Below are 25083 nucleotides of genomic sequence, written 5' to 3' on the forward strand. Positions count from 1 at the left end.
TGTAGCCTTAACCTTGTTAGTTAGGAACGCGACGGATATTCGCACCCAACAACTGCAATTTCTCTTCAATACACTCGTAACCGCGATCGATATGGTAGATACGATCCACCAGGGTTTCCCCTTCGGCTACCATACCGGCGATAACCAAACTCGCAGATGCCCGTAGGTCAGTCGCCATAACCGGCGCCCCTTTCAGCTTCTCCACACCGGTGACAATGGCGGTATGGCCTTCGAGTTTGATATTAGCGCCCATTCGGTTCAGCTCGTGAACCTGAATCAGACGGTTTTCAAAAATGGTCTCGATCACCGTGCCGGTACCTTCGGCCACCGCATTCATGGCGGTAAACTGAGCCTGCATATCGGTCGGGAAAGCCGGATAAGGCGCGGTACGCAAATTCACTGCCTTTGGACGGTTACCCTTCATATCCAGCTCGATCCAGTCGCTGCCGGTGCTGATATGGGCACCGGCCTCTTCCAGCTTCAGCAGTACGGATTCCAGAATTTTCTCGTCGGTATCTTTCAGCTTCACGCGACCACGGCTAGCCGCGGCGGCCACCAGGAAAGTACCGGTTTCAATACGGTCCGGCATCACGCTGAACTGACAGCCCTGCAGCTTCTCAACACCGTGAATAGTCAGGGTGTCAGAACCAATACCTTCAATCTGCGCGCCCATGGCTACCAGATAGTTGGCCAGATCCACCACTTCCGGCTCGCGAGCGGCGTTTTCCAGGATGGTTTTACCGTCTGCCAGCACCGCTGCCATCAGCAGGTTCTCGGTACCACCGACGGTCACGGTATCCATAAAGATATGGGCACCTTTCAGGCGACCATCGGACTTGGCTCGAATGTAACCTTCATCCACCTCGATATGCGCACCCATGGCCTCCAGGCCACGCAAATGGATATCCACTGGGCGGCTACCAATGGCACAACCACCAGGGAAGGACACATTGGCCACCCCAAAGCGTGCCAACATAGGGCCCAGCACCAGAATCGAGGCGCGCATGGTTTTCACCAGCTCGTAGGGAGCGGTGAATTCGTTAATACTGTTGGGATCAATCTCAACGTTGGTCTTTTCGTCAACGGTAATGCCCACTCCCATGGAACGCAGCAGCGCCAGCATGGTGGTAATGTCGTTGAGATGGGGCAAATTGCAAATATGGGACATACCGTCGCCAAGCAGAGTTGCCGCCAAAATCGGCAGCCCTGAGTTTTTCGCGCCGGAAATACGAATTTCGCCGTCCAGCTCGTTGCCGCCGGTAATAAATAATTTATCCATTAGAGTCCTACATACCCGTTAGTTGGAATAGTTATTGGGTAACGTCTAGCGTTATTACTCTTAAGAGTTACTTTTCAGCTGGGGTCAGGGTTTTCATATTGACCGCATGGATAGCGCCGCTGGCGATCTGCTCATTGAGCACGGCATAGACCAGCTGCTGCTTTTTCACCGCATTCAGACCCTCAAAAGCCGGGCTAACCACCACCAAATTAACGTGGCTTCCATCGATAGAGACCTCGACTTCGCTATCGGCGATTTGGGCTTCTAACAGGGCTTTGATTTCTTCTGCTTGCATGATTGTCCTCTTTGCGCTGCTTTTCTTTCACAGCCAACTTTCGACTTTTCAGACAGGAGTCCGAAGGTAATAAATAAGGAGGCGTAGTTTAAAGAAAAAGGCGTCTTTTCGCACCCAGCAAGTCACATTATTCGGTGTGTTTTTGGTCTTTTGGGCCAATTGCCTTCAAATTCTTGTTAAATCAGGCGGTTATGGTCTTTAGTAAGTGCTACTACCCCGGTTTAGCCAAGGGTGATAGCCCCTATTCCCGGCTGCAAGACTTGTACTGGGGCGCTCGCACTGCGGAACTCGCTGTAAAACGCTCAGACAGTCCTCGTCAACGCTCCCGCCCCAGTACAAGTCTTAAACGCAGCCTGATTGGTCATAGGAGCTATCACCCTTGGCTAAACCTACCATTGGTTAAATGAACAAGAATCGGATGTGGCACAGAGGTAAGGAGGCAGCCGGTGCAGCTGTTCGTAGCAATCAGCCCATGCTTAAGCGGCCGGAAAAAGTCAGGGTAGTCGCGGAGGTTGTCTGAGCGTTTTTTGCGACTCTTGTAAAGACAAGGCGTAGCGCTGACTTTTTCCGACCGCTTATGGGCGCGAAGAGAAGCGTTACCGGCTGCCTCCGTATTTAGAACTACCTAACCTAACCCCTAGAAGCAGACATAAAAAAAGGCCCCTGTGCCCAACAACAGCTGGGTCAGAGGCCCTCCGGAGTTAACAGCCGCTCCTTACAACAGGGAAGGGAGACTGCCGACTACTCTTGAAAGATCTACAACTTAGTTAGCGGCAACAGTATCGTCCTCCGCCGCCCACTCAGTAATCACTTGGTTGAGGTCACCTTGCTTTTTCATCGCCTGCATAAACTGGCTACGGAAGGTTTTACCCAGGTTGATACCGTTCAGTACTACATTGATCAACTTCCATTCACCCTGGCGATTCTTGCCCATGGTGTAGGAGATACGGTTTACACCACCATCGTCACCACGAACTTCCTGTACAACGCTTACGCGGCGCTGGCCGGTAATATCACCCTCGGGTGGTAATACCACGATATCCAGGTCACCAAAGCCAGCCATGCCCTTGGCGTAGGTATTAATCAGACCACCTTTAAACACCTCAACAAACTGATCTTTTTGCTCCGGTGCGGCCTTTTTGGAGTAGGGGCCCATCACACTCATGGCAATAAATTTGAAGTCCACAACAGGCTCCAATACATCGCCAACGGCGGAGTAGAACTTGTCAGGCTCAGTTTCCAGGAACTGACGGTTTTCTTCCACTTCAGCCATCAGCTTGGTGGTAACACCACGCACCACATCGTGAGGGGTTTCAGCCCAAGCGGTAGCTCCTGTTAACAGAACTCCCAGCGTTACACATACGGCACCAGCCACTTTGGCCAGCTGCTTTACTGTAATCATATGATTCCTTAGTTATCCCTAAAAGTTGTCCACACCCTAAGCCGGAGACACTGAACCCGATATGAACGGACCCACATCATCGGTTAGATTCACATGTCAGCATTTGGTTTACAATTATTACTGACTTTCGTAGCCCGCCACTATACCATTTGCGCCCTTCAAGCCAAATTTATATAGCCACACAATACTAGCAACTACTAGACAGGCTATAACACATTGATTTTAGGGGATTTTCATGTCTGAGCTCTGGCTTTCCTGGGCAGCCATTCTGGCAGGATTTATTGGTCTGGTCTGGAGTGCTGATCGCTTTGTCGGCGGTAGCGCCGCTATTGCCAGCAACCTGGGCATTCCAAAGCTGATTGTAGGCCTGACTATTGTCTCGCTAGGCACTTCTGCCCCTGAAATTGTCGTCTCTATCAGTGCCGCACTTAAGGGCGCTGGCGATTTGGCCGTCGGTAATGCCCTCGGTTCCAACCTGGCCAATATCGGTATGGTGTTAGGCATTACCGCCCTGATTGCGCCTATGCCGATTCAGCGCCACCTGTTAACCCAAGAGATCCCCATTCTTCTGCTAGTTACAGCGATGGCTGGCGCCCTGCTTTACGATTCACTTCTGGTGACCTGGGAAGGCGGACTGCTGGCAGGCACCCTGATCCCACTGATGTGGTTAATGATTCGCGCCAAACAACAATCCCCTTCCCCGGAAGAGGAAGACAGTGATATTCCTGATATGGAAACCCTCACTGCTGCGTTTTGGTTTATTGCAGGCCTGGCAGTTCTGATTGCCAGTTCCGAGATATTGGTATGGGGAGCCAAGAACACCGCTGAGCACTTTGGCGTAAGCCCGCTGATTATTGGCCTTACTGTGATTGCCGTCGGTACCAGCCTGCCGGAACTGGCGGCCAGTGTTGTCAGCGCCATCAAAGGCCACACTGACATCGCCCTGGGCAATATTATTGGCTCCAATATCTTTAACATCCTCGCAGTTATGTCTGTGCCGGGCATGTTCGGCCCAACGGATATGAGTGGATCTGAAGTCTTCAGTCGCGACTATTTAGCCATGGCTGCCATAACCCTGTTCCTGGCCGCCGCTATCGTTCTCGATTATGTGTTGCGTAATAGCGCATCTTCAGCAGCAGATGGCGTAGTCGTGCACGCACGCTTGGGCAGACGCATCGGCAGCGCCTTGCTGCTGGGCTATATCGCCTACTATTACCTGCTGTTTAGCCCACAACAGTAAATCGATATACTGCGCAGAAGCTATATAAGAAAAGCGATACAGAACAAATTTATGACCATCGACAAAGACCTTTTTATCAACGCCGGTAAACGTACTATCACCATGGAAACCAGTGCCGTGCAGGCTCTGGAAAGTCGTATTGATGATGAGTTTACTCGCGCCTGCGAACTTATCCTCAACTGTAAAGGCCGTACCATCGTTACCGGTATGGGCAAGTCAGGTCATATTGGTAATAAGATTGCCGCCACCCTGGCCAGTACCGGCACACCATCGTTCTTTGTTCACCCGGGCGAAGCCAGCCACGGGGATCTGGGCATGATCACCAAACAGGATGTCGTGATTGCTATCTCCAATTCCGGCTCATCTGCCGAAGTAGTCACCCTGTTACCACTGCTGAAGCGCATGAATGTACCGCTGATCAGCATGACCGGTAACCCCAGCTCCCCCTTGGCGGAAGCGGCCGATGCACGCCTGGATATCAGTATTGAATGCGAAGCCTGCCCACTGGATCTGGCGCCAACCTCCAGCACCACTGTCACCCTGGTGATGGGCGATGCCCTTGCCATTGCCCTGCTGGAAGCCCGCGGTTTTACGGCTGAAGATTTTGCTTTTTCCCACCCCGGTGGCGCACTGGGCCGCAAGCTGTTGCTTAAAGTCGAAGATATTATGCACGGCGACGGTGAAGTACCTAAGGTCCTGCAGGGCACACCTCTAAGCGCTGCTCTGGTAGAAATGACTGAAAAAGGCTTCGGTATGACAACCGTTGTCGATAACGACAACCATCTGTGCGGTGTGTTTACCGACGGCGACTTACGTCGCCATGTCGATCAGGGATTAAATATCAGCAAAGCCACTATGGCTGATGTGATGTCTGCCAATCCGAAAACCATCCATCAGGATATTCTCGCCGCCGAGGCGCTGAATATTATGGAAACCAGCAAAATCACCGCACTGGTAGTCGAGGATGATCAGCACCAACCGACCGGCGTGATTCATATGCATGACATTCTGCGTGCGGGTGTTATCTAGCCCATGATTCGTAACTGGCTGTCTATTACCGCGCTTATTGCCCTGACACTGCTGTTTATTACTCTGTGGGAATCACCACCGGCACAGTTCCGTCGCGAGCAAGCACAACCGCAAAAACCCGCGCATATAGCCACAACGGTTCTGCACGATGCGAAAAGCACCAGCTTTGATGCCGAGGGCAAGCTGGCCTACACCTTTAATGCGGAAGAAACCCGGCACTTTCAGATAAACCCCAAAAAACAATCCGGAAAAGACTACACCGAATTTACCTCGCCCTATATGGTGCTGCACCACGACCCCGCCAACCCCTGGTATGTGCAAGCCAAGCAAGGTAAAGCTAAAAAGAATGGCACGATTGTCGAGCTGTGGGGCGATGTGATTGCCTGGCAAATTGACGCCAATGGCAAACGCTCGGAACTTACCACCACCTATCTACGTCTTAAACCAGAGCAGCAATACGCTGAAACCGACAAACCTGTTATGATTGACACCGCTGGCAGCAAGACCCGAGCCGTAGGCATGAAGGCGTTTTTGCAGCAGGACAGAATTGAATTGCTATCGCGTGTAAGAGGGATCCATGAGCCAATTTAAACCACAGTCCACCCGCCGTACCGGTGTACTGGCCTCCTGTTTCGCCACCGCCATTTTGCTGCTCACCAGCAGCCTTTGTTTTGGCCTGGCTTCCGATCGCGATCAACCCATTTATATCGAATCCGATTCTGCCGAGCGCAACGAAAAAGACGGCATTACCATTTACCGTGGCAAGGTAAAAATGGACCAAGGTACCCTGCGCATTCTGGCCGACAAGGTGACCATTCACAGCATCGACAATCAGGTCACTAAAATTATTGCCGTGGGCAAACCCGCGCACTACCAGCAGAAGCCTTCACCGGAAAAAGAAACCGTGATCGCCAAGGGCAATACCATTGAATACTTTATCGATCAGGAAAAACTGCACCTGATCAACGATGCCTCCCTCAAACAGGAAGGCTCCACCATGACGGGCAAGCGCATTAATTACGATATTAAGGCCTCGCAGGTTAAAGCCTCTGGGGGCTCGCGCACCAGCAAGCAGCGAATCCAGATGGTAATTCCTCCCAAACCCAAAGGTAACGCCGCCAACTAAGGCACGCCAACCGAACTCCGCAACCAGATAAATAAGAAAAACCTATGCCCAGTCTTCGTGCCCTGCACCTGGCCAAAAGCTACAAAGGCCGCCCCGTGGTTATCGATGTATCCCTGTCCGTGAGCAGCGGCCAGATTGTCGGCCTGCTGGGCCCCAACGGCGCTGGTAAAACCACCTGTTTTTATATGATCGCCGGACTGGTTGCCGCCGATAAAGGCCAGGTCAGCATCGACAAAAACGATATCACCGCCCTGCCTATGCACGGTCGCGCCCGTGCCGGTATTGGCTACCTGCCGCAGGAAGCCTCGGTATTTCGCAAGCTAACGGTATCGGAAAATATTCTATCGATCCTGGAAACTCGTACAGACCTCAACCGCAAACAGCGCCTGACCAAGCTAGAAGAGCTGCTGCGGGAATTCCACATTACCCATATTCACAACAGTTTAGGCATGGCCCTGTCCGGCGGTGAGCGCCGTCGTGTGGAGATCGCCCGTGCCCTGGCTACCGATCCGGATTTTATTTTGCTCGATGAGCCCTTTGCCGGTGTCGACCCGATTTCTGTTGGCGATATCAAACAGATTATCCAACACTTAAAGGAACGCGGTATTGGGGTTTTAATTACCGATCACAATGTCCGCGAAACCTTGGATATTTGTGAAAAAGCCTATATTGTGAGTGAAGGCCATATTATTGCCGAGGGTAGCCCTGAAACCGTGCTTAATAATCGCAAGGTTCGTGAGGTTTACTTGGGGCATCAATTTACACTTTAAGCCCACCCAAGTAGCTTATGGCGCCGTCAAGGCTTTGACTGGCGCCCAACTCTACGTATCTTCGCCTCGACCCACCCTCTCCACAGCCCAGACACAACAAGGCAACCCCCATAGCGGCATAAAGCTTGCTTGTCAATATTGCCTAGCGTCGTGCCACTGACTACACTTCATACTTAGCGAAATGGAACATGTCAGTCTTACCACTGACATCCAACAGGATTTAACCTTGTCGTACCCAGTATGAAGCAATCGTTACAACTCAAACTTGGCCAGCAGCTCACCATGACTCCACAGCTGCAGCAGGCCATCCGCCTACTGCAGTTATCCACTCTGGACCTGCAAAGCGAAATTCAGGAAGCACTTGATTCCAACCCCATGCTCGAAGTCGAAGAAGAGCACTTCGGTGGAAATAATGAATCGACCACTGAAACCAGTAACGACAATTCATCCAACGACGCCAGCTCTGCCAGCGAAGCTTCTACTGAGCCTACACAAGACGGCAACCAGGAAGCCACTCAGGAATTAAGCCACGAGACATCAGCAGAGCAGCAAGAACCCCTCGATCAATCGGAAGCCACCCTCGGTAACGAAGACTGGGATCAGGGCATCCCCGAAGACCTGCCGGTCGACACCAGTTGGGATGACGTTTACCAGTCCACCCCTAGCGGTAGCGGTCTGGCCGCACCGGAATCGGAAGACAGCGACTTCGAATCCCGCCGCGGCTCCTCGGAATCCCTGCAGGACCACCTGCTGTGGCAACTGAATCTCACCCCCATGTCAGAACTTGATCGCCTGATTGCCACAGCCATCATCGATGCTGTGGAGCCCAGTGGCCTGCTCTCCCAAACTGCGGAAGAGATTTTCACCGGCCTGGCCGAACAGCTCAACGACGAAGAGACAAGCGAAGACGAACGCCTGGAACAAGACGAAGTGCTGGCGGTTCTGCATCGAGTACAACAGTTTGATCCACCGGGTGTGGCCAGTCAGGATCTCAGCGAATGCCTGATGATTCAGCTCAATCAGTATGATCCAGCAACGCCTTTCCTGGATGCTGCTAAACTGATAGTTAAAGATTACCTGCCTCTACTCGGCAGCCGAGACTATAAACAATTGATGCGCCGTACCAAGCTGAAAGAACCGGAACTTCGCGACACTATCCAGCTGATTCAGGGCCTGAACCCACGCCCCGGCGAACAGATAAACAGCGGTGAAACCGAGTATGTGGTGCCCGATGTATTTGTCTCCAAACAGGAAGACCGCTGGACAGTGAACCTGAACCCGGACATTGCCCCCAAGATTCGTATCAATGACAGCTACGCCTCGCTGGTGAAACGTGCCGATTCCAGCAGTGACAACACCTTCCTGCGCGACAACTTGCAGGAAGCCCGCTGGTTCCTAAAGAGCCTGCAAAGCCGTAATGAAACCCTGCTAAAAGTGGCCAGCTGCATTGTTGAAAAACAGCGCGGCTTCCTGGATTACGGTGCCGAGGCCATGAAACCCCTGGTCTTGCACGACGTAGCCGAAATGGTCGGCATGCACGAATCCACCATTTCCCGGGTAACCACGCAAAAATATATGCATACCCCGCAAGGGATTTTCGAGTTGAAGTACTTTTTCTCCAGCCACGTGAGCACCGACTCCGGCGGTGAATGCTCTTCAACGGCGATTCGCGCCATCATCAAAAAACTGGTGGCCGCCGAAAACCCGAAAAAACCCCTCAGCGACAGTAAAATTGCCACCCTGCTGGCCGAACAGGGCATCAAGGTGGCCCGGCGAACCATCGCCAAGTATCGGGAATCACTCAATATTCCCGCCTCCAACGAGCGTAAGCGACTGGTTTAAGGGCCTGATATACATCAATAAGGCGCCTCGCTACGCACGCTAGGATGGAAGAGAACAAGGCAAGACCAGCCCGGTGATCCAGGCTGAGACTGAAAAGAGGTTCTCCCTATACCCATACCGGGTATAGGAGTCATCAACGATGTCAAAAGCCATCAACGACAGCGAGGAGCAACATATGCACATCAATATCAGTGGCCATCACGTCGACCTGACTCAACCCATCAAAGACTACGTCAATAACAAACTCAGTCGGCTCGAACGCCATCATGATAGAATTACCAGTACCAATGTCATACTGTCTGTTGATAAACTTATACAAAAGGCAGAGGCATCCGTTCATGTCAGCGGCAAAGACTTTTTTGCCAACTCTGAGTCCGAGGATCTGTATGCAGCTATCGACCTGCTTACCGACAAACTGGATCGCCAACTGATTAAGTACAAAGAGAAACAGCGAAGTAACCACCGTTAGTCTATGGAAGTACAATCCATTCTCAGCCCACGCCGCGTATTGTGCGGCGCCCAGGGCGGCAGTAAGAAACGCGCGCTAGAAACGCTGGCCCATCATATTGCTGCCGATATACCCACACTCAATGCCGATGAGCTTTTCAGCAGCCTGATCGCCCGCGAACGCCTGGGTTCCACAGGCATAGGTAAAGGCATTGCCATCCCCCACTGCCGCCTGGCCAACTGTAGCGGTACTCTGGGAGCCCTGATTACCCTGCAAGACCCTATCGATTTTGATGCCATTGACGGTGAACCGGTCGACATTATCTTCGCCCTGCTGGTTCCGGATGAAGCCAATGACGAACACCTGCAAACCCTGGCAGGCCTGGCGGAAAAATTCAGTAATCCGGGCTATTTAGCCGAACTGCGTCGCGCCGATAATAATCAGGCGTTGTTTGACGCCGCCGTAGGTACCACCACAGTCACACCGTAATCTGACCTGATCTTGTCGTAATTTTGTCATTCGCGCAGTTTAGGTTAACTTATAGAGGTATTCTCCAGTGATTAAGGCACCGGCCAACGCCGATGCCAGTAAGGACACTTAACCTATGCGTCTGATTATTATCAGTGGCCGCTCTGGCTCTGGCAAAAGTACCGCTCTGCACGTGCTGGAAGATGTAGGCTTCAACTGCATCGATAACCTGCCCGCCAGTATGCTGCCCGCTCTGGTTCAACAACTACAGCAGCACCCGGAGGAACAGCGCTTTGCTGTCAGCATCGACGCCCGTAATACCTGGAAGGAACTCACCCAATTCCCCGACCTGTTAAAAAGTACCAGCGTACCGGGCCTTAGCTGTGAGGTCATGTTCCTAGATGCTCGAAGCCCCAAGCTGATTCAACGCTTTAGTGAAACACGCCGCAAGCACCCGCTCAGCGATGATCAAACCGACTTAAAAACCGCTATTGAGCACGAACGCACACTGCTAGAGCCCATTGCCGACTGCGCCGACCTGGTTATCGACACCACCAACCTCAGTCTGCATGAACTGCGTGACCTGGTGAAACAGCGTGTACTGGGCAACGAAGCGCCGGGCATGGCGATTCAATTCCAGTCATTTGGTTTTAAACACGGCATTCCCGTCGATGTGGATTTGGTGTTCGACGTACGCTGTCTGCCAAATCCCTACTGGAAACCCCATCTGCGCCCCTATACAGGAAAAGATCAGCCAGTAATCGACTTCCTCTCGGAGCAGGATGATGTCAACGATATGTTTACCGATATTCATGATTATCTGGTGCGCTGGATCCCGCGTTTTGAGGCCAACAACCGCAGCTACCTAACCGTCGCTATCGGCTGTACCGGCGGCCAGCACCGCTCTGTGTACCTTAGTGAACGCTTGCATACAGCCTTTACCAGCGGGTACGATAATGTCCAAGTCAGACATCGGGAACTGTCGAAAAAATCCTAGCGACAACAATAATAACAAACAGCCAAGGCCCCCTATGCTCAAAGACCAGGTCACCATCATCAATAAGCTCGGACTGCACGCACGTGCCGCGGCGCTATTTGCCTCCACGGCCGGCCGCTACGCCAGCCATATTCGCGTAGGCGTTAATGGCAAACTGGTGGATGCCAAAAGTGTGATGTCACTGATGTTACTGGCTGCCAATAAAGGCTCCGAACTTAATATCGAAGTCGAAGGCCAGGACCAGGAAGAAGCCATGGCCGCGATCTGCGATTTAATTAACGATCGTTTTGGCGAGGACGAATAAGAAAGGCGAACAATACTTCAAAGCATCAACCTAACTGCGGCTGTAAATTTAACGCCAAGATCAGTAGAATAGCCGCCAGTTAACCTCCCCCTTTAGCCGTTACTTTTGATAAGCGAGTGCCGATGCAAACATCCGCCGACGATCTGCAGATTCAAACTCAATCGCAACTCGGCGAGATTAATGACGCACTGGAAAGCGGTACCTTCAAACAGGTTCGCCGCATGCTTAATGGTTTGCAACCGGCAGAAATTGCTCACCTGATCGAATCTTCACCTCCCCCCTCTCGCCGCGTACTTTGGCGCCTGGTCGACAACGAAGGTGAAGTCCTGCAAGAGCTATCCGACGAAGTACAGGCCCAGTTCCTGCGCCGCATGGACGCCGCCGAAGTTGCTGAAGTGACCGAAGGCCTGGATACCGACGATGTTGCAGATATTCTGCAGCAGCTACCGGACCGTGTAATCCGTGAAGTCCTGGCAGCCATGAGTGCCCGCGACCGCCTGCGGGTAGAATCCGTGCTCTCCTACGATGAGGAGACTGCTGGCGGTATGATGAATACCGATACCATCACCGTGCGTCCACGCCTGACACTCGATGTGGTACTGCGTTATCTGCGCCGCCACGATGAAATACCGGCCTCCACCGACAACCTGATTGTGGTTAACCGCAAGGACCAGTTTGTTGGACTGTTGCCGCTGAGTAAATTACTCACCAGCCCACCAACTATCACCGTGCGTGAGATTATGGTGACCGACATCGACCCCATCGATGCGGATTTGGCCGATAACGAAGTTGCCAACCTGTTTGAACGCAATGATTGGGTATCAGCACCGGTTGTGGATAAGGATGGCAAGCTGCTGGGCCGTATTACCATTGATGACGTTGTTGACGTGATCCGTGAAGATGCTGACCACTCTCTGATGAGCCTGGCAGGTCTGGACGAAGAAGAAGATACCTTTGCCCCGGTATCATTGGCGACACCGCGCCGGGCTATTTGGCTGGGTATCAACCTCATTACCGCCATTGTCGCCGCCGCCGTTATTGGCACCTTTCAAGAGACCATCGAAAAAGTTGTCGCCCTCGCCGTACTGATGCCCATTGTCGCCAGCATGGGCGGCGTTGCTGGCAACCAAACCCTGACCGTTGTTATCCGCGGTATCGCCCTGGGCCAGATTGGCCGAAACAATATCGGCTGGCTGTTATCAAGGGAATTTTGGATCAGCGTGATCAATGGTCTATTGATGGCTCTAGCTATGGGCATTATGGTGGCCCTGTGGCTGAATGATATGAATATTGCCCTGATTATCGGCGCAGCGATGATTATCAACCTACTGGTTGCCGCGCTGGCAGGTACCTTGATTCCTATCACACTGAAATCCCTCAGCATTGACCCGGCTCTGGCCGGCGGTGTGGTATTAACCACCGTTACCGATGTTGTAGGTTTCTTTGCCTTCCTGGGCCTGGCCACCTATTTTTATAGTTAATCCCTTCGATTGATACACGAGATTCACCCTGCATATGAGTAAGTTCGACGATTTTCCCCACGACGAAGACGATGAAATCGAATACGTCAGTAAAACCCAGCTTAAGCAGGAGATGGCCGCCCTACAGGAATTAGGCTCAAAGATCGTCGACCTGAGTGAAAAGCTGCTACACCAGATTCCACTGGAAGGGCGCCTGGAAGAAGCTATTCTGGAATGCCGCCGCATCAAAAGTCGCGAAGGCCGTCGCCGCCAATTGCAGTTTATTGGTAAGTTGATGCGCCAAACGGATCACGAAGCCATTCAACAGGCCTATGAAAAAATCGAAGCCCGTGGCCGCGATAATGTACAGCGTACACATCAGGTTGAACGCTGGCGTGATCGCCTGATTGATGGTGGCAGTGAAGCGATGGGTGAATTTTTACAGGAATGCTGGAATGCTGACCGTCAGCATTTGCGTCAGTTAATTCGAGCGGCGCAGAAAGAACGTAGCCAGGAAAAACCGCCAGCTTCGGCGCGCAAGTTGTTTCGTTATATTCGTGAACTGATGGATGAGCTCTAACCTTACTCTTTAAAAGTGGGGTCTGACCCGCAGGGTCAGACCCCGTCCGAGTAAGATCAATTATCGCCCCAAACTCGCTTAGCGCCCTCACAATGGCGGAAAAAGATGTCATGCTTTCGTCATAGCCCTGTCTTAGAAGTGTCATACCGCAAGAACACAATAAGCCAAACTGGCCACGGTGTTTATAGCGATGAAGACACAACCAAAACACTTCCGCACCCTGTGGATCTCTGATGTCCACCTGGGCACCAAAGACTGCAAAGCCGCACAACTTAATGACTTCCTCAAGCATCATGAAGCCGACCAGATTTATCTGGTAGGTGACATTATTGATGGCTGGCGCATGAAGTCAGGCGTTTACTGGAATCGGGATTTTACCCGTGTGGTCCGCCGCCTGTTAAAACTCTCTAAACAGGGCACCCCAATTACCTACATTTGCGGCAACCACGATGAGTTCCTGCGCAAATACGCCAACAACCAATTCGATAATATTAGCCTGCGCAATCGGGTTATCCACACCACCGCCGACGGACGTAAACTGCTGGTTATTCACGGTGACCAGTTCGACGGTGTAGCACGCATTCACCACTCCTTGCGCTGGTTGGGTGACAAGGGTTACGACTTGTTGATGTTTTTAAACCGCGGCTATAACCGCTTGCGTGAACGCTTTGGTTACGGCTACTGGTCACTGGCGAGTTTTCTAAAAAGCCATATTCGTCGCGCCCAGGTGTACATCAACGAATACGAAGAAGGGGTAGCCTACGCTTGTCACAAGCAGGGCTTCGATGGCGTTATCTGCGGACATATTCACCACGCTGCAGCGAAAAAGATTCACGGTATCGACTACTACAATACCGGGGATTGGGTCGAGTCCTGCACTGCATTAGGCGAGGATGAACAAGGCAATATTCATTTGCTACGCTGGAAGAATGATTCTGCCAATCAACAACCTCTGGCATCCAATGATGAAGAGCTAGTTGATGAAGAAGTCTGGGATGAGAAAGAAGAACTGCCTTGGGCGAGTATGGGGCGTTTATCGTTAAATGATGTACCGGCGTTGATTATTCCCGATTGATTATCCCGTCATACCCGCGAAAGCGGGTATCCAGCGATACAAAGTGAATTGCCCCAATTTTCACAGTGCAAGATGAACAAATTCTTTGTATAGCTAAAGTAAGTGCCATAAAACTGGATTCCCGCTTTCGCGGGAATGGCGACGTCAAGGTTTTACTCCGGCGCTCCCACATGCTGCTCCCGGTCCCTCTCCGCCTTTTCCAAAATCGCCGCTTCCAAATCAATCCCCAACTTGTTCGATAGCGCCAGTAGGTAAAAGAACGTTTCGGTAATCTCCCCACTGATCTGCTGCTTACGCTCCGGGATTAATCCCACACTCAGGGAATCTTCCTCGGTTACCCACTGAAAGTGCTCCATGGTTTTAGAGGCCGATACACAGACCGCCGAGGCTAAATTTTTTGGCGTATGGTAAACCTGCCAATCATTGTCTTCACAAAGTTCGTTATACCGCTCGAGCACTTCTTTGATATCCATATAGCCTCCGAAAGGATTTTATTATTCAAATAGCTGGGCACCACAATACTTACAATGTTCGGCATCGCGATCGTGGCCACTTTTACGGCAGTTGCGACACTGACGACCAATACGCTCGCGCTGCATTTCAGTGGCCAATTCCGCGGTCAAAATACCGGTGGGTACTGCAATTATAGAATAGCCCGTTAACATAGCCATGGAAGCCACTACCTGACCAATGGCCGTTTGCGGGGTTATATCGCCATACCCAACGGTCGTAATGGTGACAATGGTCCAGTAAATACTCTTAGGGATACTGGTAAAGCCGTGCTCAGGGCCTTCCACGACAAACATCAGCGAGCCAAATACCGTTGATAACACCAGCACCGTACAGAAGAATACAAAGATCTTGCGCCTCGAGGCCAACATGGAGCGTACCAGCACATTGGCTTCCGAAAGATAACGTACCAGCTTTAATATCCGGAAAATCCGCAGCACCCGCAGCAGGCGAATAATCATCAAATAGTTGGCACCAGTAAAGATTAGCGCAAGATAGGTGGGCAAGATTGAAATCAAATCGACAATGCCATAAAAACTGCGCATATACTGCCAGCTGTTGCGGGCACAGTAGATGCGTGTCAGGTACTCTGCGGTAAACAGTAAAGTGAAAAACCACTCAATCCACAGCAGCTCAAGGTGGTAGAGGTTGGCAAACCAGATAACGGAATCGAGCATCACCGCCACCACACTGAGCAGGATGGCGGTAATAAGCACCATATCAAACAGCTTACCGGCGGGGGTTTCCGTTCCAAAAATAACTTCGTTTAAGCGTTCTTTTAAGCTGACGCTTGGCATAGGTGTTTCCTTTCATGTTCCTTGGGCCATATCCTATGTGATCCACCCCACCTCAGCAATGATTGAGATCAGCCATTGCTTGTGAGCACTGCAGGCAGTACCCTTCGCCTTTTAAAAGCAACGATTGACCGCGAACACAGACTATGGCCCTGCTGATCAAACCCCTGCGCTGCCCCCACTGCCAAGAACCTATGGATAAGCGCCTGTTACGCCTGCATGGCAAGCTGAAAGCCTTTTTGAACCGCAAGCCGTTTGCCTGCCCACACTGCCAACAGGGCATTGTTTTCCCGGAAAAGGCCGACAACCTGGTGTCTATGGGGCTGTTTGTGGCAGTAATACTCGCCCCCCTGTTCCACTTGTGGCAGGTAGACCCCATTGATCCCAAACACGTGTTTGTCATAGGTACCGCTGTTACCCTGATCGGCCTGTTTACTCAAAAGCTGCAAAAGAGCAGCCTGCCGCCTGAATAACCTGTAGCCAGACATTCCAAGGTTAACGCTTATGAGCAAGAATTCCCGCCTGGTGTACTCCACTGAAACCGGCCGCATTAAACCCGAAGAGGAAAAAGCCGAACGCCCCACAGGTGACGGTATTGTGCGCTTAAAGCGCGAAACCAAAGGCCGCAAGGGCAAAGGCGTCACCCTGGTCACAGGCCTTGATCTACCTGATGGCGAACTGAAAAAGCTCGCCAAAGAGCTGAAACAAAAGTGTGGTGTCGGCGGCGCTCTGAAAGATGGTGTTATCGAAATCCAAACGGATGACCGTGACAAACTGAAAAGCCTGTTGGAAGCCAAGGGCCATACCGTCAAACTGGCGGGCAGCTAAGATGGAAGATTTAACCCTCGATCCCCAACTGCTTAAAGACCTGGTCACCGTCACCATGCCTTTCGGTAAGTACCAGGGCCGACTACTGGCCGACCTGCCAGAACCCTATGTGGTGTGGTTTGCCCAGCAGGGCTTCCCAGAAGGTAAGCTCGGCAAACAGCTAGCCCTGCTGCATATCGTCAAGGAAAACGGCCTGGAACCCCTGCTCGACCCGCTTCGCCGCTAAGCCAGCACTGCTTTAGGCGCTATGTTGGCGCTGTTTTGGCACTCTACTTGCAAATACCCTCTGTAAGATTTTAATCCGTCAGAAATTTGTCAGAGGATGCCATTATGGATTCCGCACAGCTTTGGCCACTGATCGAGACCTCCAGCCAGGTCGTACTCGGCGCTATCATCGCCGGACTGACCCTGTGGCTGTCTAACCGCTACGGTAGCTTTACCCAGCGGGGCTCAGGCTCCAATCGTCGCCTGGAAATCCTGGAAACCATTTCCAGCGACGTCGGTAACGTGAACCATATATTCGCCAAATATTCGTCACTGGTTATCGAGTCCACCCGCTTTGGCAACAGCTGGCCCCAGGCACGCCGTGATGAGCTGACCCGTGTCAACAATGAGCTGGTGATAGAATTTAGAAAGATGGCCGATGCGGAAGCCAAGCTGCTAATGCTGGGCGAGAAAGCCATGGAAAAGAATCTGCGCCTCTATGGCGCCAAAATTGCCCAGTTTCGCAAACAGGTGTATGTGGGGCGCCAGGATATTACTGAGCAGGATATTGTTAATCTAAAGCTGGATATCCAGCAGCTGCGTGAACAGTTCTACGATCTGCTCAGTAAAAAATATGATCGTCTCTTAACCACGTAAGTAAAAAAGCCCCCCGAGGAGGGCTGCAAAGGCCGAGAAATTGTCGGCCTGATCGAGAGAAAGCAGGTGTGATAAAAAATGGCCAAGCCTGGCTTGGCCTAATCAGCTATAACAGGAGGAGTTTTATAGGCTGTAGCTGAATTCTATTCCCCAGAAACGGGGTTGATTTCGTACGCTGATAGCACCTGTGCCCAACGCGTCTGTACGTGCCACAGAATGTTCTTTATTGCCTAGGTTTTGGCCAAACAGAGAAACAGACCAAACATCAGTAACATCATTGAGGGAGATACGCATATTGTATTTGGTATAGCCTCCTTGATGCTCTTGCGGTGAGTTTTGCAACGTATAGTAGTGATCACCGGTATAGATACCTTCCCCGCGCACAACCAGGTTTGCAAAGTCTTGAATAGCCCAGGTGTATTGCGCTATCAGGCTTGCTGTAGTTTGAGGGGCTCGGGGTAACTCATTATCAGTCCAGTCGACAGTCTGACCATTATTTTCAAAACGGAAACTTCCGAATTCAGAATCGTTGTAGGCATAGGACGCAATAATATCCAGAGATTCCAATGGTCTGGCCAGGATATCCAGCTCAACACCTTGGCTAATCACTTTCGGCACATTGCGGGTAATGGATTTTCCCTTCTCATTCACCTCTACCTGCAAGCCCTCATAATCGCTGTAATACAAGGCTCCATTTAACTGCAAACGATTATCCAGCCACTGGGACTTAACCCCTAGCTCATAAGACTTGTTCTTTTCCTCATCGAACTCACCGGAGCTACCATCGACAGAATCAGGATCAAAACCACCGGCCTTAAACCCAGTACTGGCACTGGCAAATAACATGACATCATCTGTCAGTTGATAGGTTGCCGCAAAACGCGGTGTCCATTTGCGGTAAGTCGCATCATCTTCGATGGTGCCATCGGTCGGAGCACCATAAGCTTGTTCCCAGGTTGAACCAACGATTGCACGGCCATAGACGTTATAGAAGTTATCAGCCTCTACAGAAGAGAACTCGATGGATTTCTTTTCAACGGAATATCGTAAACCAAACGTAAGTGCAGCCTTGTCGGTTAACTCATAGGTCACATCACCGTAGACACCCCAACCTTCTGTCTCAGCTGCAGCCTTGCTCGATTCTTTACCCACACCACACGCCGGGGCAGAAAAGACAAACTGAGACATTGCATCACAGACGGTGTAAGGGGTAAATGGATCTGACAAAGGCAAAACTCCGGCTATACCTGATTGCAGGAGTAGTGCGGCATCATCATAAAAAGCCACAGAGTCTTGTTTGTTTATTGTCTCATAGTAAACAGTGCCAGCTAACCAGGTCCAATCTCCAGCTGCACCGTTAAGACGAAAGCTCTGACTAAACTCGCGGCCACTGCCATCGAGATCCAACGTCAGTAAATTAACGGGCGTACCGTCGATATCAGATAGAGACGCTGCATGAGTTTCACCGTAATTTACCGTGGTTGTCAGGGTATTATAATCATTGATATCCCACGTCACTTTAACGGAAGATAAATTTGCACGAATCATTTCCTGAGCTGCGACATCATGAGAGACTTTATTATCATAGGCTTGTGTATTTGCAGGGGTATCTAGCAGAAAGGCCTGATCAATTGCGGGATCCAAAGTCCCCAACCCCAATTCAGTTCCCAAGTCAGAACCTATACTTTGAGCCAGACTGGCTAGATTGCTTAATTCCACTATGGAATTTCCCGCTGTAACCGTATTCGCCGATCCTCTGCCACGACGATCTGCGGACATATAATCGAAATCAACTTCCAGCGTGTCAGAAACGATGTATTTCAGGCTTAAGCTGCCAGACCAGCCATCGATACCACCCACCTCACGATCGAGATACTCATTGTCGTAGAAACCATTCATATCTTCACGTAAGAGGCTGGCCCGCAAAAGTAACTTGTCTTCTATCAACGGTGTATTGGCAATAATTGTCGTTTCAAGACTCGGGGATGAAGAGTTATTAGCGCGCCCAATGGATTGAGTAATATCCAAGCTCTTGTCATTGGAAGGTTCATTGGTCGTAATACTTATCGCGCCTGCGGATGTATTGCGGCCAAACAAACTACCCTGCGGACCTTTTAATACCTCCACCTGCGCAGCATCAAGAAATGCCAGTGTTGACAGTTCCTTACCCAAATAGGAACCATCCATAAATACTCCGACACTCTCCGAAGTACTGATACCAATATCTTCAGAGGAGCTAATCCCACGGATAGCGTATTTGGGTTCCAGCAGCCCCGGTGCCGCCCCGGTTAAACCCGGCGTGTAGTCAATAACGTCAGCGACTGTATTAATTCGGGAGCCTTTCATAAAGTCCGCATCAACCACCGATACTGACATAGGCACGTCCTGCAGACTTTGCGCCCGGCGCTGTGCGGTTACAATAATTTCCTCAAGCATAAAGTCGTTGAGCTTTTCTTCTGCATTTGATGCCGAGACTGATGAAACCCCAGGCAATGTCGACAAAATAGCTAAAGACAAATACTTTTTAGCTAAGCTTGTATTTGAATCTCTCATTGGCTCTTCCTCATAATGTTATCTTTATCGTTGTACTGCGGTTATCCAAAGCAGCGCTGTGCGCTGCTCCAAATCGGGTGCAATCTTATTTAACAGGCATCGTCCAAAGGACTCTGGTTGTAAGCATCCAAATGCAAACGGCGGGTCTTAATCAGATATTCAAAACTAAAACCTGGCCACATGGTGGAGTTGGTACCATCCTCATTGAGATACCAGCTGGCACAACCCGATAACCAGGTACTGTTTTTCATGCGGTCCTGTGCCCACTGGAACATTTCATTAAGCTTGCTTTCCTTGACATCCAACGCTCTAACATTGTTATTAAGGATATGGCGAATATACTTGGTCAGGTATTTATACTGAGCCTCTTGATAGACCAGCACCGAGGTATGCCCCGGACCCGCGTTAGGCCCCATGATCAACCCCAGATTCGGGAAGCCAGTTACATTCATACCGTAGTAGGCCTTTGGCTGCCCCCCCCAGTAATCTTGCAAGGTTTCACCACGCTCATTGGTAATATCGAATGGGAACGCTGGTTTGCCGGTTTCATAACCAGTGGTATAGATAATGACATCCACTTCACGTTCAATACCGTCAGCGGTAATAATCCCTTTAGGCGTAATTGATTCCAGCGATTCAGTTATCAACTCAACGTTATCGCGCTCAAACGCAGAAAAGTAATCGTCGGACATCAGTGTTCTTTTACAGCCCAACTCATAATCCGGTGTTAGTTTTTTGCGTAATTCAGGGTCACTGACACTTTCGTTAAGCAGGGCTTTATGTTCATCTCTCCCATACTTCAATAGGCTTGGAAACCACAGTAAAGCAGGCACAGCCATTTCCATCATCCAGTAGAGGGACAGGCGATGAAACTTTTGCAATAACGGAAATTTCTTCCACAAGGCCTGAGTGGATTTTTTAAAGCGGACATTTTTCTTCGGCAGTACCCAGGAAGCGCTACGCTGATAGACAAATAACTCTTCCACTTCTGGAGCCACCGTAGGTACAACCTGAATAGCACTGGCGCCAGTACCAATAACAGCAACGCGTTTACCTTTAAGATTAATGTTATTATCCCAATGGGCTACATGGGCCTGAACACCTTTATAGGTATCGCGGCCTTCAATATCCGGATATTTCGCCAAACTGAGAGCGCCAGTGGCCTGAATCAGTACTCGCGCATCTACCCGCTCGTTATCATTGAGCGTTAACTCCCACACGCCCTTCTCACTATTAAAACGGGTTGCAGTTACACGTTGCTCGAACTCTATATAAGGCATCACCCCATATTTCTGCGCACAGTTTCCAATGTACTCCCAGATTTCTTCTTGTGGAGAAAATGCCTGCGACCAGTTCGGATTTAATTCAAATGAGTAGCTGTAAAGATGAGACGGCACATCACAAGCACAACCTGGATAGGTATTGGTTCGCCAGGACCCTCCCACTTCGGGACCTCCTTCAAAGATGGTAAAACCATCGAATCCCTGCTTTTTGAGCGTAATGCCCATACCAACGCCACCAAAACCCGCGCCAATGATTGCAACCTTAACTTGTCTTACTGAATCAGACATACATCAACCTCCAACCAAGCATTTACTTGATTTAATACTTAAAAAAATACTAACAACAGCGTCGATTACTGATGACGAATGACCAAATAGTTCTTCGCATCAAAACCACCATTAAATGTTATATAACCTGCTAGCAACTCAAAGAAACGCTGAGGATCAACACAGCCTTCAGGCGCCATAACACCTCGCTTGGTAATTTCTCCCAGGCACAACATATTTAGAATAATTGCCGAAGGCACGCAGGTTGCTGCGCCCATTTTTCCGTCAAGTGGTTGGCCTTCGATATGAGCTGAAACCCGCATGGGTTTATCATTGCGACGCCCAATCGCCAACGCTGTCAGGCCGGGCAAAAAATTACGTTTTTTGTCACGGTGTTGATTGAGATAATAGGAAGCCGCATCTGACACACTAGATGCATCATCATTCTCCAGCTTATCAATCAGATAATGGGCAGCGTCTTTAAGGCTTACGCCTTTGTTATTCACTAAATCGGCAGTTTTTTTCAGTGTCCGGATAATATAACCCGGCATATCCATCAGGTTTTTACTGCGTCTAATATCAGGAAAGTAATGCGGTAGCGTCAGAGGTTCTGGATGACCAACGCTGTAACATTCAGCCTTGCCTATAACGGGATATTCCAATACTTCTTTAACAAGAGGCTCAGAAACAACGCAATGCCCCCCTTGATGATCACGAATAGTACCCGTTAATTGCTGCAGCCAATGAATAGTGGCAGCGGTGGGATTCCCGTTTCCATCAGAGATTTCAAGATCACCGTCGCTGTCCTCCAGTGATCCACCGCCACCCCATGTGGTGTAAACCTCATCAACACGGTCAAGCTCGTTAATTGCTGTCACCGCCAGCATATTGGAGATGCCTGGGCTAGCACCTGCACCAATGATGGCGGTAATGCCTGCGGCTTCAGCTTCACGATGCAGTTCCAACATTTCCAATGTTGGCTCCCAGTCATCGCAGATATCGATATAGTGAGTTTTTGTATCGATAGCGGCTTTCAATACTAAGGTTCCAAATACATAGTAAGGGCCGACGGTCGATAAGACGACATCATAGCTGCTCATCAACTCACGTAAGCCTTCTTCATCGGTCACATCAACCTGTACAGCATCCACCTTGGTTTCGAATGTACTCGCAAATGACTGTGCATTTACCAGGGATAAATCCGCCACTGTAATCTGCTCGATAGCGTCAAAATCCACAGCCGTTCGTACTGCGTAGCGCCCCATGCCGCCACATCCACCTAATGCTAGTACCTTCATAAGTTATCACCTCAGTAATGCCTAATTTACGCTTAGTTAATCATTGAGTTCACAAAAACTTTTCTTGTGCCCAACTACTTAATAAGGAATTGTTAATAATGGTTCTTCACGTTTATTGCGCTTTGCCAGGGCCCTCTTAACTGTCGCATTTTTTTGCGAAGTTAGCGGGTAATTCCACACCAGCGGGATTGCACACAAGGCTAATATTCCCGGTATCACGGCATAAATCAGTGTGATTCCCTCTCGCACGTCCTGATGAGATTCCTGTAAAGCATTAAAACCAAGCCACCCCAAAGCCGGTAAAGCAATGCCAACGCCAATGGCGCTTGCAAGCTTTGATCCGGTAATCCAAAACGCGGTTAAGAATCCGGCTCTGGATTCGCCGTGACGCCAGGAGTCGTACTCAACAACATCGGCAATCATTGATGCCCCAAGCACTAAAGGTCCAGCAAAGGCGATACCGCGGCTAAATTCGATAGCCGCATAGCTGGCAAAATCGCCAGTTTGGATAAAGGGCAACATAAATAATGAGCCGGCATTCCACAACGCTGCAATACAAACCGCCTTATGTTTATCGAATACACGGGCAAACCATAACCACAGTGGAATGCCTAACAACGCTGCAGCGAAGTAGATCCCCAGTAGTTCATCAACACGCTCCTGCAGCCCTACAACATTGTCATAGAAGATGACCAGTACGCTGTTGTTGATAGCCACACCCAATTCAGTAATAAACGCCGCCGCTATCAGCAGAACAAAGGGTTTGTTGTGCAGTAAATCAGCTAGGGTTTCTGCAAAACTACGCCCCACGGATTGGCTGAGTTTTCGTTCCCTGACATTAAATAATAAAAATGCGCCACATAGAGGCAACAAAAATAATGTCATCCATCCCATAGCCTCGATGATCAATGATGTTTCAGATACACCCGGTTCGATGTCTTCGGTGACCACTCCCGCACCGACAAACACCAGGATCATACCTATAATTGAAAAAATCTCTCTGACGCCCGCAACCCGTGTGCGCTCATGATAATCATCCGTTAACTCAACGCCCCATGCGGTATAGGGCACCGCAATCAGCGTCCAACCCAGGTAGAAAATGACCAACCATACCGCTAACCAGCCAAGGGTTATCGCCGCTGAAGCTAAAAACAACTTCCAGGTAGCGACTGACATCATGGTGATGCCAATCACTATCCATGGTTTGCGCCTGCCAAAAGGTGTATGGATGCGATCACTCACCATACCGATAACGGGGTCTGAGGCCATATCAAACATACGTGACATCATCAGCACGATGCCCAGCAAACCGATTTCCAGTCCGATATCCTGAGCAAAATATGCAGGAACAAAAATCAACATCGGCAGACCTGCAACGGCCAGCGGTACAGTCATCACGCCGTAGTTCACCAATTGCCTGTACGTCAGCTTGTCTTGCGGATTTGCCATCACTGTCTACTGCCTATTAAACCTTCCAGGACACGTCCCGGCCTTTTCTGTAGGGGATCGCCCTCAATTCTGGCATTCACAATACTTGCTCAACATCTACAAAGTCAAGCATTTACTTGATTTAGATTAAAAAGCAGCCAACAATAATAATCGCTATACGCCTGGAGATAATTTTTGGCTATCATTACCCTCCGTCTAACGTTTATCATCTACGCCACATATTGATCTACAGAGATTCATTAAAAGTCGCTATGCCTCCTATCCGACCCAACATGCAACAGTTTGCCTACCACGAACCCACACAACCCCGTGCGGCAAGGACATTTAAACGAATACTCAATACGGCGCTCGATATTATCGAGCGAGAAAATATAGACGCCCTCAACACTAATAAGATCGCCAAAGAATGCGGTATTAATATATCAACGCTGTACCATTACTTTCCCAACAAGGATGTCATTCTCTACGCGTTATATGAGCAATGGTTTCAACGTGTCTCCGAGATTACGCTCGCGCATCGCACTGCACTCAAATCAAAATCCGATTTGAAGAAATGCTTTACCAATATCCTCAATGACGTGCTGACGATTGAGGACTATTCACCCAAGTCTGCTATCTCACTGGAGCAGGCAATGAAATCCCGATCTGAATTGGCCGAATACGACAATTACATCACCGAGCTAAGCGTTGAATTTTATATTGAAGCCCTAAGCAGTCTGGGCAGTAAAAAAGGTTACGACGAGTTTGTGGTTATAGGTTCTCTATTGCTGGTATCGGTTTGGGGCGCAATAGCTGCCGCAGCATCCAGCCCGAAATCGGCTTACTCAATGATTTGTGAATATGCCGCCGATATGATGGTCACTACCGCCAAGCGCGCACTGAAAGACTAATTCCCAACCCCAAATTCCTCAACATCACCGGTTAG

At 50.1% G+C, this 25083-nt stretch carries 27 protein-coding genes; 18 read left to right on the top strand and 9 right to left on the bottom strand.

Features of this window, described 5'->3' with window-relative positions:
- Positions 1-16: 16 nt before the first annotated feature.
- From murA to ACGHZ6_RS18055, 3 genes are all read right to left on the bottom strand, one after another.
- Complete coding sequence (murA, locus tag ACGHZ6_RS18045; RefSeq protein ID WP_390615410.1) at positions 17-1279, bottom strand: UDP-N-acetylglucosamine 1-carboxyvinyltransferase; 1263 nt, start codon at positions 1277-1279, stop codon at positions 17-19.
- Positions 1280-1346: 67 nt separating this feature from the next.
- Positions 1347-1574: a BolA family protein gene (locus ACGHZ6_RS18050; protein WP_390615411.1), complete on the bottom strand. Its 228-nt coding sequence runs from the start codon at positions 1572-1574 to the stop codon at positions 1347-1349.
- 763 nt (positions 1575-2337) lie between these two features.
- Positions 2338-2976 (bottom strand): phospholipid-binding protein MlaC, encoded by a 639-nt coding sequence (locus tag ACGHZ6_RS18055; RefSeq protein WP_390615412.1) that lies wholly within the window; start codon positions 2974-2976, stop codon positions 2338-2340.
- A 235-nt stretch (positions 2977-3211) separates the two neighbouring features.
- Between ACGHZ6_RS18055 and ACGHZ6_RS18060 the strand changes: the two genes are divergently transcribed.
- From ACGHZ6_RS18060 to ACGHZ6_RS18120, 13 genes are all read left to right on the top strand, one after another.
- On the top strand, positions 3212-4216 hold the full coding sequence (locus tag ACGHZ6_RS18060; protein ID WP_390615413.1) for a calcium/sodium antiporter: 1005 nt from the start codon (positions 3212-3214) through the stop codon (positions 4214-4216).
- A 51-nt stretch (positions 4217-4267) separates the two neighbouring features.
- Positions 4268-5245: a KpsF/GutQ family sugar-phosphate isomerase gene (locus ACGHZ6_RS18065; RefSeq protein WP_390615414.1), complete on the top strand. Its 978-nt coding sequence runs from the start codon at positions 4268-4270 to the stop codon at positions 5243-5245.
- A gap of 3 nt (positions 5246-5248) precedes the next feature.
- The gene (gene lptC, locus ACGHZ6_RS18070; protein WP_390615416.1) at positions 5249-5836 is read left to right on the top strand and encodes an LPS export ABC transporter periplasmic protein LptC; all 588 of its coding nucleotides are present in this window, start codon (positions 5249-5251) and stop codon (positions 5834-5836) included.
- Positions 5823-6371 carry a lipopolysaccharide transport periplasmic protein LptA gene (gene lptA / locus ACGHZ6_RS18075; RefSeq protein WP_390615417.1) on the top strand — a complete coding sequence of 183 codons (549 nt, stop codon included), beginning with the start codon at positions 5823-5825 and terminating at the stop codon, positions 6369-6371. The genes lptC and lptA overlap by 14 nt, the downstream gene beginning before the upstream one ends.
- A gap of 44 nt (positions 6372-6415) precedes the next feature.
- Positions 6416-7141 carry an LPS export ABC transporter ATP-binding protein gene (lptB, locus tag ACGHZ6_RS18080; RefSeq protein ID WP_390615418.1) on the top strand — a complete coding sequence of 242 codons (726 nt, stop codon included), beginning with the start codon at positions 6416-6418 and terminating at the stop codon, positions 7139-7141.
- Between the two features lie 240 nt (positions 7142-7381).
- Complete coding sequence (locus ACGHZ6_RS18085; RefSeq protein WP_390615420.1) at positions 7382-8983, top strand: RNA polymerase factor sigma-54; 1602 nt, start codon at positions 7382-7384, stop codon at positions 8981-8983.
- Positions 8984-9158: 175 nt separating this feature from the next.
- Positions 9159-9452 (top strand): ribosome hibernation-promoting factor, HPF/YfiA family, encoded by a 294-nt coding sequence (gene hpf, locus ACGHZ6_RS18090; RefSeq protein WP_390619186.1) that lies wholly within the window; start codon positions 9159-9161, stop codon positions 9450-9452.
- Positions 9453-9455: 3 nt separating this feature from the next.
- Positions 9456-9920, top strand: a complete 465-nt coding sequence (locus ACGHZ6_RS18095) for a PTS sugar transporter subunit IIA (RefSeq protein WP_390615421.1) — start codon at positions 9456-9458, stop codon at positions 9918-9920.
- A 115-nt stretch (positions 9921-10035) separates the two neighbouring features.
- Positions 10036-10896, top strand: coding sequence for an RNase adapter RapZ (rapZ, locus tag ACGHZ6_RS18100; protein ID WP_390615423.1), 861 nt, complete (start codon positions 10036-10038; stop codon positions 10894-10896).
- 34 nt (positions 10897-10930) lie between these two features.
- Entirely contained in the window at positions 10931-11200 is a 270-nt protein-coding gene (locus tag ACGHZ6_RS18105) for an HPr family phosphocarrier protein (RefSeq protein ID WP_390615425.1), read from the top strand.
- A 122-nt stretch (positions 11201-11322) separates the two neighbouring features.
- Positions 11323-12681: a magnesium transporter gene (gene mgtE / locus ACGHZ6_RS18110; protein WP_390615426.1), complete on the top strand. Its 1359-nt coding sequence runs from the start codon at positions 11323-11325 to the stop codon at positions 12679-12681.
- A gap of 34 nt (positions 12682-12715) precedes the next feature.
- Entirely contained in the window at positions 12716-13240 is a 525-nt protein-coding gene (gene yjgA / locus ACGHZ6_RS18115; RefSeq protein WP_390615427.1) for a ribosome biogenesis factor YjgA, read from the top strand.
- A 190-nt stretch (positions 13241-13430) separates the two neighbouring features.
- Positions 13431-14315, top strand: coding sequence for a UDP-2,3-diacylglucosamine diphosphatase (locus tag ACGHZ6_RS18120; RefSeq protein ID WP_390615428.1), 885 nt, complete (start codon positions 13431-13433; stop codon positions 14313-14315).
- Between the two features lie 152 nt (positions 14316-14467).
- Here the strand turns inward: ACGHZ6_RS18120 and ACGHZ6_RS18125 are convergent, their stop codons facing one another.
- On the bottom strand, positions 14468-14788 hold the full coding sequence (locus ACGHZ6_RS18125; protein ID WP_390615429.1) for a nucleotide pyrophosphohydrolase: 321 nt from the start codon (positions 14786-14788) through the stop codon (positions 14468-14470).
- A 21-nt stretch (positions 14789-14809) separates the two neighbouring features.
- Entirely contained in the window at positions 14810-15622 is an 813-nt protein-coding gene (locus ACGHZ6_RS18130) for an ion transporter (RefSeq protein WP_390615430.1), read from the bottom strand.
- A 143-nt stretch (positions 15623-15765) separates the two neighbouring features.
- On the opposite strand from ACGHZ6_RS18130, the gene ACGHZ6_RS18135 reads away from it, so the two are divergent.
- From ACGHZ6_RS18135 to ACGHZ6_RS18150, 4 genes are all read left to right on the top strand, one after another.
- A complete protein-coding gene (locus ACGHZ6_RS18135) occupies positions 15766-16092 on the top strand; it encodes a hypothetical protein (RefSeq protein WP_390615431.1) in 327 nt (108 codons plus the stop codon).
- A 31-nt stretch (positions 16093-16123) separates the two neighbouring features.
- Positions 16124-16447, top strand: coding sequence for a stress response translation initiation inhibitor YciH (gene yciH / locus ACGHZ6_RS18140; protein ID WP_390615432.1), 324 nt, complete (start codon positions 16124-16126; stop codon positions 16445-16447).
- A 1-nt stretch (position 16448) separates the two neighbouring features.
- Positions 16449-16673, top strand: a complete 225-nt coding sequence (locus ACGHZ6_RS18145; RefSeq protein WP_390615433.1) for a DUF3820 family protein — start codon at positions 16449-16451, stop codon at positions 16671-16673.
- 104 nt (positions 16674-16777) lie between these two features.
- Positions 16778-17308, top strand: coding sequence for an energy transducer TonB (locus tag ACGHZ6_RS18150; protein ID WP_390615434.1), 531 nt, complete (start codon positions 16778-16780; stop codon positions 17306-17308).
- Between the two features lie 123 nt (positions 17309-17431).
- On the opposite strand, the gene ACGHZ6_RS18155 is transcribed toward ACGHZ6_RS18150, so the two are convergent.
- The 4 genes from ACGHZ6_RS18155 to ACGHZ6_RS18170 all read right to left on the bottom strand — a co-directional run bounded on the left by ACGHZ6_RS18155 (position 17432) and on the right by ACGHZ6_RS18170 (position 24158).
- Entirely contained in the window at positions 17432-19861 is a 2430-nt protein-coding gene (locus ACGHZ6_RS18155) for a TonB-dependent receptor (protein WP_390615435.1), read from the bottom strand.
- An 89-nt stretch (positions 19862-19950) separates the two neighbouring features.
- The gene (locus ACGHZ6_RS18160) at positions 19951-21432 is read right to left on the bottom strand and encodes a flavin-containing monooxygenase (RefSeq protein ID WP_390615436.1); all 1482 of its coding nucleotides are present in this window, start codon (positions 21430-21432) and stop codon (positions 19951-19953) included.
- A gap of 65 nt (positions 21433-21497) precedes the next feature.
- Complete coding sequence (locus tag ACGHZ6_RS18165) at positions 21498-22709, bottom strand: saccharopine dehydrogenase family protein (protein WP_390615437.1); 1212 nt, start codon at positions 22707-22709, stop codon at positions 21498-21500.
- A 78-nt stretch (positions 22710-22787) separates the two neighbouring features.
- The gene (locus ACGHZ6_RS18170) at positions 22788-24158 is read right to left on the bottom strand and encodes an MFS transporter (RefSeq protein ID WP_390615438.1); all 1371 of its coding nucleotides are present in this window, start codon (positions 24156-24158) and stop codon (positions 22788-22790) included.
- 272 nt (positions 24159-24430) lie between these two features.
- On the opposite strand from ACGHZ6_RS18170, the gene ACGHZ6_RS18175 reads away from it, so the two are divergent.
- Entirely contained in the window at positions 24431-25048 is a 618-nt protein-coding gene (locus ACGHZ6_RS18175) for a TetR/AcrR family transcriptional regulator (protein WP_390615439.1), read from the top strand.
- Positions 25049-25083 lie beyond the last annotated feature (35 nt).

Origin of the sequence: Maricurvus nonylphenolicus, assembly GCF_042854845.1 — a bacterium.
GTDB classification, from domain to species: Bacteria; Pseudomonadota; Gammaproteobacteria; order Pseudomonadales; family Cellvibrionaceae; genus Maricurvus; species Maricurvus nonylphenolicus.

Excerpts from the sequence above, each read along its gene's own strand:
- ACGHZ6_RS18085 (WP_390615420.1), top strand. The coding sequence starts at position 7,382 with ATGAAGCAATCGTTACAACTCAAACTTGGCCAGCAGCTCACCATGACT.
- ACGHZ6_RS18055 (WP_390615412.1), bottom strand. The coding sequence starts at position 2,976 with ATGATTACAGTAAAGCAGCTGGCCAAAGTGGCTGGTGCCGTATGTGTA.
- rapZ (WP_390615423.1), top strand. The coding sequence starts at position 10,036 with ATGCGTCTGATTATTATCAGTGGCCGCTCTGGCTCTGGCAAAAGTACC.
- hpf (WP_390619186.1), top strand. The coding sequence starts at position 9,159 with ATGCACATCAATATCAGTGGCCATCACGTCGACCTGACTCAACCCATC.
- ACGHZ6_RS18175 (WP_390615439.1), top strand. The coding sequence starts at position 24,431 with ATGCAACAGTTTGCCTACCACGAACCCACACAACCCCGTGCGGCAAGG.
- ACGHZ6_RS18165 (WP_390615437.1), bottom strand. The coding sequence starts at position 22,709 with ATGAAGGTACTAGCATTAGGTGGATGTGGCGGCATGGGGCGCTACGCA.
- ACGHZ6_RS18125 (WP_390615429.1), bottom strand. The coding sequence starts at position 14,788 with ATGGATATCAAAGAAGTGCTCGAGCGGTATAACGAACTTTGTGAAGAC.
- yjgA (WP_390615427.1), top strand. The coding sequence starts at position 12,716 with ATGAGTAAGTTCGACGATTTTCCCCACGACGAAGACGATGAAATCGAA.
- ACGHZ6_RS18130 (WP_390615430.1), bottom strand. The coding sequence starts at position 15,622 with ATGCCAAGCGTCAGCTTAAAAGAACGCTTAAACGAAGTTATTTTTGGA.
- ACGHZ6_RS18105 (WP_390615425.1), top strand. The coding sequence starts at position 10,931 with ATGCTCAAAGACCAGGTCACCATCATCAATAAGCTCGGACTGCACGCA.
- ACGHZ6_RS18060 (WP_390615413.1), top strand. The coding sequence starts at position 3,212 with ATGTCTGAGCTCTGGCTTTCCTGGGCAGCCATTCTGGCAGGATTTATT.
- ACGHZ6_RS18095 (WP_390615421.1), top strand. The coding sequence starts at position 9,456 with ATGGAAGTACAATCCATTCTCAGCCCACGCCGCGTATTGTGCGGCGCC.
- ACGHZ6_RS18155 (WP_390615435.1), bottom strand. The coding sequence starts at position 19,861 with ATGAGAGATTCAAATACAAGCTTAGCTAAAAAGTATTTGTCTTTAGCT.
- ACGHZ6_RS18065 (WP_390615414.1), top strand. The coding sequence starts at position 4,268 with ATGACCATCGACAAAGACCTTTTTATCAACGCCGGTAAACGTACTATC.
- murA (WP_390615410.1), bottom strand. The coding sequence starts at position 1,279 with ATGGATAAATTATTTATTACCGGCGGCAACGAGCTGGACGGCGAAATT.
- ACGHZ6_RS18150 (WP_390615434.1), top strand. The coding sequence starts at position 16,778 with ATGGATTCCGCACAGCTTTGGCCACTGATCGAGACCTCCAGCCAGGTC.
- lptB (WP_390615418.1), top strand. The coding sequence starts at position 6,416 with ATGCCCAGTCTTCGTGCCCTGCACCTGGCCAAAAGCTACAAAGGCCGC.
- ACGHZ6_RS18050 (WP_390615411.1), bottom strand. The coding sequence starts at position 1,574 with ATGCAAGCAGAAGAAATCAAAGCCCTGTTAGAAGCCCAAATCGCCGAT.
- ACGHZ6_RS18160 (WP_390615436.1), bottom strand. The coding sequence starts at position 21,432 with ATGTCTGATTCAGTAAGACAAGTTAAGGTTGCAATCATTGGCGCGGGT.
- ACGHZ6_RS18120 (WP_390615428.1), top strand. The coding sequence starts at position 13,431 with ATGAAGACACAACCAAAACACTTCCGCACCCTGTGGATCTCTGATGTC.
- ACGHZ6_RS18170 (WP_390615438.1), bottom strand. The coding sequence starts at position 24,158 with ATGGCAAATCCGCAAGACAAGCTGACGTACAGGCAATTGGTGAACTAC.
- lptC (WP_390615416.1), top strand. The coding sequence starts at position 5,249 with ATGATTCGTAACTGGCTGTCTATTACCGCGCTTATTGCCCTGACACTG.
- lptA (WP_390615417.1), top strand. The coding sequence starts at position 5,823 with ATGAGCCAATTTAAACCACAGTCCACCCGCCGTACCGGTGTACTGGCC.
- mgtE (WP_390615426.1), top strand. The coding sequence starts at position 11,323 with ATGCAAACATCCGCCGACGATCTGCAGATTCAAACTCAATCGCAACTC.
- ACGHZ6_RS18135 (WP_390615431.1), top strand. The coding sequence starts at position 15,766 with ATGGCCCTGCTGATCAAACCCCTGCGCTGCCCCCACTGCCAAGAACCT.
- yciH (WP_390615432.1), top strand. The coding sequence starts at position 16,124 with ATGAGCAAGAATTCCCGCCTGGTGTACTCCACTGAAACCGGCCGCATT.
- ACGHZ6_RS18145 (WP_390615433.1), top strand. The coding sequence starts at position 16,449 with ATGGAAGATTTAACCCTCGATCCCCAACTGCTTAAAGACCTGGTCACC.